The organism is Weizmannia agrestimuris, assembly GCF_943193165.1.
Lineage (GTDB): Bacteria > Bacillota > Bacilli > Bacillales > Bacillaceae_C > Weizmannia > Weizmannia faecalis.
Map to the genome: position 1 here is coordinate 25,871 of NZ_CALPDC010000032.1, position 8,528 is coordinate 34,398.

Sequence of the window (8,528 nt, forward strand, 5' to 3'; positions counted from 1 at the left end):
GCCTTTCAAAAATTCTTCTCACCTTCCATTATACAAAGGAAACACATGTTTTTCGAGGGATTTTTTAACACAGGCATGCCGGCATAAAAAAATCGGGGTTAGGCACATTATGAGTGATACTATTTTTTTGAAGGAGGGAATGGATTGAAGATCGCAAAAGCATTGCTCGGCATCGGGCTTGCATCCGGGCTGTTGATGGGATGCGGAAACAATAACGGTGCTGGCGACAATAATGGCAACCGCAACAATGCACGGCCTGTACGCTATAACGACACAGCCGACAATAATGATGTGCGTTACAATAATGTCCGTTACAATACAGGAAGAACAAACGGCAATAATGGCGCTGATTTGACAAATAATACACGGGGTACACAAGGGATCAACAACGCCAATTTGACGAACAATAACGGCAACGGCAACAACAACAATAATAACAACAATAACGTCCGGGTGGCCAACCGTATTGCGCGCAGCATTGAGAATTTAAAAGAGGTAGCACAAGCGCGTGTCATCGCCACGAATGACAATGCTTATGTGGCTGTCTTACTGGAAAGGAACCAAAACAACGACAAACTTGACAAAAAACTGAAAAACAAAATTTCGAAAGTTGTCAAGCAAACCGATCCATCGATCAATGATGTGTACATTTCCGAAAATCCGGATTTCTTTGACCAGATGAGTGATTACGTCAATGACATCCGAAACGGCCGCCCGATTTCAGGATTTTTTAACCAGTTTAACGATATCATTCAGCGTGTCTTTCCGAACGGATCAAGATAAGCGAAAAAGGGCCGCATCCCGCGTGATGCAGCCCTTTTTTTGGCATCCGGCTTTTTATTCCGGCAGCGGAAATTCGCTTCCGACTTCGTATTGCCCGTCCAGCACAAGGATGCCTTTTTTCTGCGGTGCATTCGGGAGCCCGAGTTCACGCGCCGAGCAGATCATGCCGCTTGAAGCCACGCCGCGCAGCACGGCATCTTTGATGATCATCCCGTTCGGCATAACAGCGCCTGTTTTTGCAACCACAACTTTTTGCCCGGCTTCCACATTCGGCGCGCCGCAGACAATTTGCAATGTCTCAGCACCGGTGTCAACCTGGCAGATGCTTAAATGATCAGAATCCGGGTGCTTTTCCTTTTCTTTTACATACCCGACAACGAATTTCGGGGACAAGTCGGCGTCCAGTTTTTCATCGAACCCGTTTTCGGCGAGTATTCCGTTCAGCTTGTCGAGTAAAGCTTCCGTCAGTTTCACGGGGCCGCTTCCTTCAAACGCGCCGTACCGGGATGCTTCAAAAATATTGAACCCGGCTGTTTCTTTTGTCTTTTCATCATAAATGCGGGCAACCGTGCCTCTCTTTTCATAAGCGGCATGCTCCGCGTCTTTGATCATAACAATCAATGTATCGCCGATGCCTTCGCGGTTGTAAAAAACATTCATAAACGAAACGTACTCCTTTCAAGACTTCCGGTTTTTGCCCAAAATAAAGACCGGCTCCAATTCGCCGTCCTGATATAAAAATGAGAGGGCAGTAATCGGCACATGGCCGTTTGCAAAAAAATTCATCGCCATTTGCGCGATTATATCATAACCTGTTTCATTGCGGATGTCACCTATAATTAAAACATCCTGATGGGGAACAGCAAGAACCATTTCCCCTTCCGTTTTCTCGGACATTTCCTGCAATAACTTTTCATTTAAAATCCGGCTTGCATCATAGCCATCATTCGTGTTCAAGAAATAAAAATCATTCCCTGCGACAGTGTCTTTTTTCATTTTCGTGGAAAGCGACCGTAAATTAAACCGCGCCGTTTCCCGAATTTGTTCCGGGCTCCACTCTTCCCGCTCCAGCATTTGAAGATCGATCAACCGGTACGTATTCCCCAGATCAAGCGCGTAATAAATGCGCGTCTCGGCCGTGTGCGCATCGGTTAAAAACGGGATGCCTCCTGGAGCTTCTTCTGGAAAAGAAGTGGACCGGATCACAGGAAAAATACTTTTTTCCCGGCCATTAAGCGAATGGTTTTTCCCCATTACACCGAGCGCTGCTTCCGCATAATAGACAACTTCTTTAATCGCTTCTTCTTTTTGGGTAGCCCATTTGGCGGCAATCTCCGGCAGGGAAATATTGAGTCCCTGGTGTGTGTCTTCATTTTCGACCCGAAGTACATCTTTTTCACGGTCATAGGAAAAAATCCGTCCTTTTTTCTCCAGCCTTTTTTCCAGCTCCCGTCTTAATTGTTTCGTATCCATTTTCCGGTTGGCACCTCCTTTATCCCCCAGCTTAGGAAAAATCCCCCGTCCGCAAAGAGGGGGATTTCGGCCTGCTTTTTGTCTTTCCTGAAAATATGCGTATGCATTCGGATGGTGCCGCGTTCAATGCGGCTTGATCATCTATGATTCAGGCAAGGCTTTCGATAAATTTTTCGACTTCTTCTTTTGTTTTCCGGTCTTTGCTGACGAAACGGCCGATTTCCTTGCCGTCCCGGAATGCGACAAAACTCGGGATCCCGTATACATCAAGATCCGCACATAAATCCAAAAATTTATCGCGGTCAACATGGACAAAAGTATAATCGCTGTATGCTTTTTCAATTTCCGGCATAAACGGGTCTAAGAAGCGGCAGTCTGGACACCAGTCCGCTGAGAACAAAAAAATGTGTGTCCCGTTTTCTTTCAAGTTTTTAAAATCTTCCATTGATTGCAATTCTTGCATGGTTAAACCCTCCAGTTTCTGTGTCTTCTTTTTATTATACCGTAACGGCAGAGCTGTTTCATTTTTCACCACCCGGCTTTCCCGGTATAATGAAAATTGAGCAGTTTGCGGGAAATGGACTTTTTACATAAGGGGTAGACTTCATGACCATTTTAATTGTAGATGACCATAAAGTAAATTTATTTGTCATAGAAAAAACTTTAAAAAATGCCGGATATAATCAGTATGTATCTTTCACTTCGGCTAAAGGATTATTCGCTTATTTGCATCTTGGTGAGGAACACGCGCCAAAACCGCCTGCCGACTGCATTTTGATGGATATTATGATGCCCGAAATCGATGGTATTGAAGCGTGCCGGATGCTGCAGCAGTCACAGCGTTTTCGTGATATTCCCGTCATTTTCCTGACTGCGCTTGATGATGCCCGGAAGCTGGCGGAAGCACTGAACGCCGGGGGAATCGATTATATTACTAAGCCGATCAACAAAGTCGAGCTGATCGCCCGCCTTAAAGTAGCACTGCGCCTGAAAGAAGAGAAAGACTGGCATGCGGAACAGGAAAGGCATTTAAAAGACGAGCTCGATCTTGCCATGCAGGTTCAGCGCACACTTTTGAGCGAACCGATAAAAGAAAACTGTCTTTCCATTACATCTTCGTACAAACCGGCTCATCAACTGGCCGGTGATCTTTATTACTGGTATAAAATGGATGATCACCGTTACAGCCTCATGCTTCTCGATGTGATGGGGCACGGGATTTCAGCATCGCTCGTCTGCATGTTTATTTCTTCCAAATTAAGGGATTTAATGCAAAGCAAGGCAGACCCTGAAACGGTGATGCAGAAATTAAACGAACTGATGCTTTACCTGAATAAAAATGGCGGGTTGCAGCATTATTTTACGGCCATCTACCTTGTGCTCGACTGTGCCAGCAAAACGATCGAATATGTGAATGCCGGCCACCCGCCCGCTTTTGCCCTCGTGGATGAAAAGGAAGTTGTGCCGCTTTTGGAAGGCGGATGTGCTGTCGGCTTCTTCCCGCAATTGAAAGTGGAAAAGCAGGTGCTCCGCTACCATGAGAGCCTGCAGCTCCTTTTATTTACAGATGGCGTAATGGAAGCACTCGATTCGGACAGCCACGACGGCTTGAAAATCCTGCAGCAGCTTGCTTCATCCGTCTGGTCTCCGGAAAAGGCCACTTCCCCCTTGGATACCGTCCTTGCCAAAGAACTACAGGAACAACAGCCGGATGATATGTGTGTTGTGCTCGTGCAGGCAAAATAAGTGCTAGGGCTTACTAAGCGAGATATAGGGGTTGTCCGGCGCAAATACAGTAAAAAACGGCGAGATCGCAGTGTCTCGCCGTTTTTTAAATGGTTTATGCTTTTTTTCGGTAAATTTTTTCTTCTCTTTCAAAAACCTCATACTTTCCTTCCGTATCAATCGTCCGCACGGTTTCTTTATGGCCGAGCCCTAAAAATCCCCGGTTCGTTAAGCTTTCATCAAATAAACGAAGGACTTTTTTCTGAAGGTTTTGGTCAAAATAGATCATAACGTTCCGGCAAATAATCGCATGGAACTCATTAAACGAACCGTCCGTGACAAGATTGTGCTGGGCAAATACGATATTTTCCGCAAGGCTCTTATTGAAATAGGCATGCTGGGCATCGGCCGTGTAATAATAGGAAAATTCGCGTTTCCCACCTGCTTGGAAATAATTTTTCGTATACGTCTGCATTTTATGAAGCGAAAAGGCGCCGCTTTCCGCCTGGCGCAACACTCGTTCATTCATATCGGTTGCATAAATTCTCGTTTTTTCGCGCAGCCCCTCTTCGTCCAATAGAATGGCCATCGAATAGGCTTCTTCACCCGAGGAGCAGCCTGCATGCCAGATCCGGATTTCCGGGTACTGCCTTAATTCCGGGACGACTTTTTCGCGAAAGGCGACAAAAAAGTCCGGATCCCGGAACATTTCTGTCACTTGAATGGACAAATCATTTAACAGCACTTCAAGGAATTCGGGTTCATGGATCACCCTTTCGATTAGCGCGCTGATGCTCGGCAGGTTTTCGAGCCGCATCCGGTGCGTAACCCGCCTTTCAATGGAAGAACGGGCATACTGGCGGAAGTCGTAGCCAGATATCCGGTAAATGGCAAATAGCAGCATATCCAGTTCGAGCTTCCTGATGTCCTCATCCGTTAGTTGGTTTTTTTTCACGCTTTTTGCACTCCATCATTCTAAAGTTTGGGCTTGTTGAAATTGCGGAAATGGCATTCATTCCGCAACGGCCGCTAAAAAGCAACAAAATTTCCCGTGCTTCCTTTACTTGGAGCATGCCTATGTGAAGATAGCGGGCTAAATTTGCGGCCTTTTTTACAAAGAAATTCCTGTAACGAATTTTTTTCGGACTTCCCTGCGTGAAGAAAGCAAGCAAAATGTACAGCCTTCCTTCACCCCGTACCCCTCTCTCCGCTTTTTCACGGGCTTCCTTCCCTCAGCCTGCCTTTATTCTAGCGGCAGCCATACCCGCATGACAGATAACAGCTGGTCCATCTTCAGCGGTTTGCTGATGTAATCTGTTGCGCCGGCATCCAGACACTTTTGCCGGTCGCCTTTCATCGCTTTTGCTGTCAGAGCGATAATGGGCAAATCCGCAAATGCATCGTTCTTCCGAATTCTTTGCATCGTTTCATAACCGTCCATGCCCGGCATCATAATATCCATGAGGACGATGTCGACCTCTTTGTGAAGGTCCAGCATATCCAGGCATTCGAAACCGTTTTGCGACACAAGCACTTTCATGCCTTCTTTCGACAGCGCCTTTTTCAGTGCATAAATGTTCCGGTTGTCATCGTCACAAATCAGCACCGTTTTATTTCGGAGCGCCTGATCGGCTGATTCTTCTTCGCCCTGCTGCTGATCTTCTTCATGCAGCAATGCCGGCGCTGCTTCGCTTTCCGACGCTGGCACTTCTTCCGTAGCGGTCATCCCGTTCGGCAAGCTTGGAATATACAAAATGAAGGTGCTGCCCTTTCCGACAGTGCTGTCGAGACAGATTGTGCCGCCGAGCAAGCGGGCAAACTCACGGCAAATGGACAAACCGAGTCCCGTACCGCCGTATTTGCGGCCGGTCGCACCGTCCCCTTGCTGGAAGGCTTCGAAAATGAGATCCTGTTTCTTTTCCGGAATCCCGATCCCCGTGTCTTGCACAGCCACTTCCAGCCAAAAATCGGCGCCTTCCGTTTTCACGTATTTTCCGGCTGTTTCTGCGCTCACTTTGCGCATCCGGAACGTCACCGAACCATTTTCCGTAAATTTGACGGCATTTGAAAGCAGGTTTTTCACGATCTGTTGGAAACGCCGTTGGTCGGTATAAATCAAATCCGGCACATTATCATCGACATCAATCTTCAGTTCAAGTCCTTTTTGCTCTGCCAAATAAGCAAACTGGTTGCCGACATACACTGGCAATTCACGGGTGTTCGTCTCTTCAATGACAATTTCCATCTTGCCGGCTTCTACTTTGGACAAGTCAAGTATATCGTTAATTAAATTGAGCAAGTCACTGCCGGATGAATGGATCACACGGGCGAATTCTTTTTGTTCTTCGGTCAGATTGCCCTCTTCCGATTCATCCGCCAGCATTTCGGAAAGAAGCAGAATGCTGTTGAGCGGCGTCCGCAGTTCATGCGACATATTTGCAAGAAATTCAGATTTATACTGCGAGCTCTGGATAAGCTGCTCTGCTTTTTCTTCCAACTGATGCTTTGTTTTTTCCAGTTCCTGCGCTCTTTTTTCCGCTTCTTTCGTCCGTTCCTCAAGCTGTTCATTGATCATGCGCAATTCTTCAGACTGCGACTGCAATTCCTCCGACTGGGCTTGCAGTTCTTCCGATTGCGATTGCAACTCCTCCGACTGGGCCTGCAACTCTTCCGTCATCATTTGCGATTCTTTCAAAAGCCGCTCAACCTCCATTCTGCTCAGGACACTGTTGATTGCCATCCCGAGTGTATGGTTGATTTGCTTGATGAGCTCAAGCCGCGCCGGCGTGAACTCCTCCAGGCTTGCCAGTTCCAAAACCGCCAGTACTTCCTCTTCATAAATGACAGGCGCAATCAGAATGCTGCGCGGTTTCGCTTCACCCAAACCGGTCGAAATTAGCGAATAATTTTCGGGAACATCGGTAATGATCCGGCTCTCTTTTTCTAACGCACACTGGCCGGCCAGCCCCTCCCCGTATGAAAATTTTTCGCGGCCCGGATTCCCGCGGTCTTCCGCATAAGCAGCAATTTTGACAAACTCGGCTTTTGTTTTTTCTCCTCTTTTCAAATAAAAGGCACCCATCGAGGCTGCCATAACCGGTACGGCTTTTTGAATAAACCGTTCCGCCAGCGTGTTGATATGGGTGATATTCTGATACATCGTCGCCATTTCGGCAAGCGTCGTCTGCATCCAGTTTCTTTCCGATATTTGTTCAATATAATTTTTTTCTTTCTGGCTTGCCTGCTCAAGCGATGCGGCCATCCGGTTAAAAGCTGCACCGATTTCCCCGATTTCATCCTCTGTCTTCACATCCACCCGCGGCAGTGACGTAAGGTCATCGTAATTGATATGCGTCATTACTTTGGAGATGTTGTTTAAGCTTTTCGCCGTTCCCGATACAATCCAGTAAGCAATAAACAGCATCACGGCAATCATCAGCCCGGAAGAAACCACAATCATCTGCAGCAAGTTTTTTTCCAGCTGGCTGGCATTTTTCATTGCTTTCGACATTAAGTTTTCCTGGAAATTTTTAAAATCGGTAATATATCCCGTTAAGCGGCTCCGTTTCGTTTGATAGTCGGAAATCACTCCGGACGGCACCGTTTTATTGTGCCTGGCGTCATTGATAATCGTTTCTTCCGTTTCCGTATAGGAAGCAAATTCATTTTGGAGCTTTGCCAAAATATCCTTTGCCTGGTTATGGTTTAATATATTGTCTAGCTGGTTCAGCCTTGATTCGATTTTTGCACGGTTATCCGTAATATTTTGAATAGCGGTTTCCGTGCCGCTTGCTTTTTCATCATTAATAATGGCCAAAAGTTCCCGGTCGGACTGCGAAAACAGCAGCTGGATCTCCGTTGCCATTTTTACTTTCACATAGCGGTCCTGCACGATTTCAGACATGTTTTTTTTCATATGATTCATGGAAACGAGCATGACCACAGCCGTAACAAGCATAAAAGCGAGGATCACGCCGAACCCTGCATATTGTTTTTTCTTAAAGCCCATGCTTTCTTCCCCCTGTTTTTCCATCTGCCGGATATATCGATACTTCTAAGACAAGTGATAAAGCCATTGAAGCTTATACTCTATTCCCGATTTTTCAACATATTATACCATCAATCTGTGACAAATTTGTTACATTTCGTAGCAGGAATCAAGTTTTTTTACAAGGCTAAAGGGGGGGAGAGGATGATGATGCGTATTTACCATCAAACCGCCCCGTTTTTACTTTTCCTAAAATCAAAAAAGGCCTTGCAACCGCAGGACGATGTATCCCTTGGTAACAGGCTCCCCAATCAAGCAATCGAGTTGATACGAATGAATTTTATGAATTTAAATGATAGATTTTCTATAGGTTTAGATTCATATTAAGACTCCTTATCTTGTAAATTGAGGTGATACATAATATTACGGTTGAAAGAAAAAATCCCGCTGCAAAAATAAATAACGACATTTTCAAACCTAAATAGGGCTTGCTGAACGAATCAAATTTGGTCAGATACAAGCCAAATTCCGATTATCAAAATATAAAATAGTGTTGTGT

Annotated in this window: 8 protein-coding genes; 3 read left to right on the top strand and 5 right to left on the bottom strand. The window is 45.9% G+C overall.

The features are described 5' to 3' along the window. Positions 1–144 precede the first annotated feature (144 nt). Positions 145–783 carry a YhcN/YlaJ family sporulation lipoprotein gene (locus NFR98_RS11720; protein ID WP_014097690.1) on the top strand — a complete coding sequence of 213 codons (639 nt, stop codon included), beginning with the start codon at positions 145–147 and terminating at the stop codon, positions 781–783. A 54-nt stretch (positions 784–837) separates the two neighbouring features. Here NFR98_RS11720 and ytpR read toward each other — a convergent pair whose 3' ends face one another. The 3 genes from ytpR to NFR98_RS11735 all read right to left on the bottom strand — a co-directional run bounded on the left by ytpR (position 838) and on the right by NFR98_RS11735 (position 2,719). Then, positions 838–1,443, bottom strand: a complete 606-nt coding sequence (ytpR, locus tag NFR98_RS11725; protein WP_014097689.1) for a YtpR family tRNA-binding protein — start codon at positions 1,441–1,443, stop codon at positions 838–840. 18 nt (positions 1,444–1,461) lie between these two features. Beyond that, positions 1,462–2,256, bottom strand: coding sequence for a DUF1444 domain-containing protein (locus tag NFR98_RS11730; RefSeq protein ID WP_017550264.1), 795 nt, complete (start codon positions 2,254–2,256; stop codon positions 1,462–1,464). Positions 2,257–2,404: 148 nt separating this feature from the next. Continuing rightward, complete coding sequence (locus NFR98_RS11735) at positions 2,405–2,719, bottom strand: thioredoxin family protein (protein WP_071451976.1); 315 nt, start codon at positions 2,717–2,719, stop codon at positions 2,405–2,407. 143 nt (positions 2,720–2,862) lie between these two features. Between NFR98_RS11735 and NFR98_RS11740 the strand changes: the two genes are divergently transcribed. Continuing rightward, a complete protein-coding gene (locus NFR98_RS11740; protein ID WP_046721545.1) occupies positions 2,863–4,002 on the top strand; it encodes a SpoIIE family protein phosphatase in 1,140 nt (379 codons plus the stop codon). Between the two features lie 94 nt (positions 4,003–4,096). Here NFR98_RS11740 and NFR98_RS11745 read toward each other — a convergent pair whose 3' ends face one another. Next, positions 4,097–4,936: a CheR family methyltransferase gene (locus NFR98_RS11745; protein ID WP_081092990.1), complete on the bottom strand. Its 840-nt coding sequence runs from the start codon at positions 4,934–4,936 to the stop codon at positions 4,097–4,099. Positions 4,937–5,224: 288 nt separating this feature from the next. Further along, positions 5,225–7,990 (bottom strand): sensor histidine kinase, encoded by a 2,766-nt coding sequence (locus NFR98_RS11750; protein ID WP_017550260.1) that lies wholly within the window; start codon positions 7,988–7,990, stop codon positions 5,225–5,227. Positions 7,991–8,173: 183 nt separating this feature from the next. Between NFR98_RS11750 and NFR98_RS11755 the strand changes: the two genes are divergently transcribed. Then, positions 8,174–8,356 carry a hypothetical protein gene (locus tag NFR98_RS11755; RefSeq protein WP_017550259.1) on the top strand — a complete coding sequence of 61 codons (183 nt, stop codon included), beginning with the start codon at positions 8,174–8,176 and terminating at the stop codon, positions 8,354–8,356. The last annotated feature ends 172 nt before the right edge of the window (positions 8,357–8,528 follow it).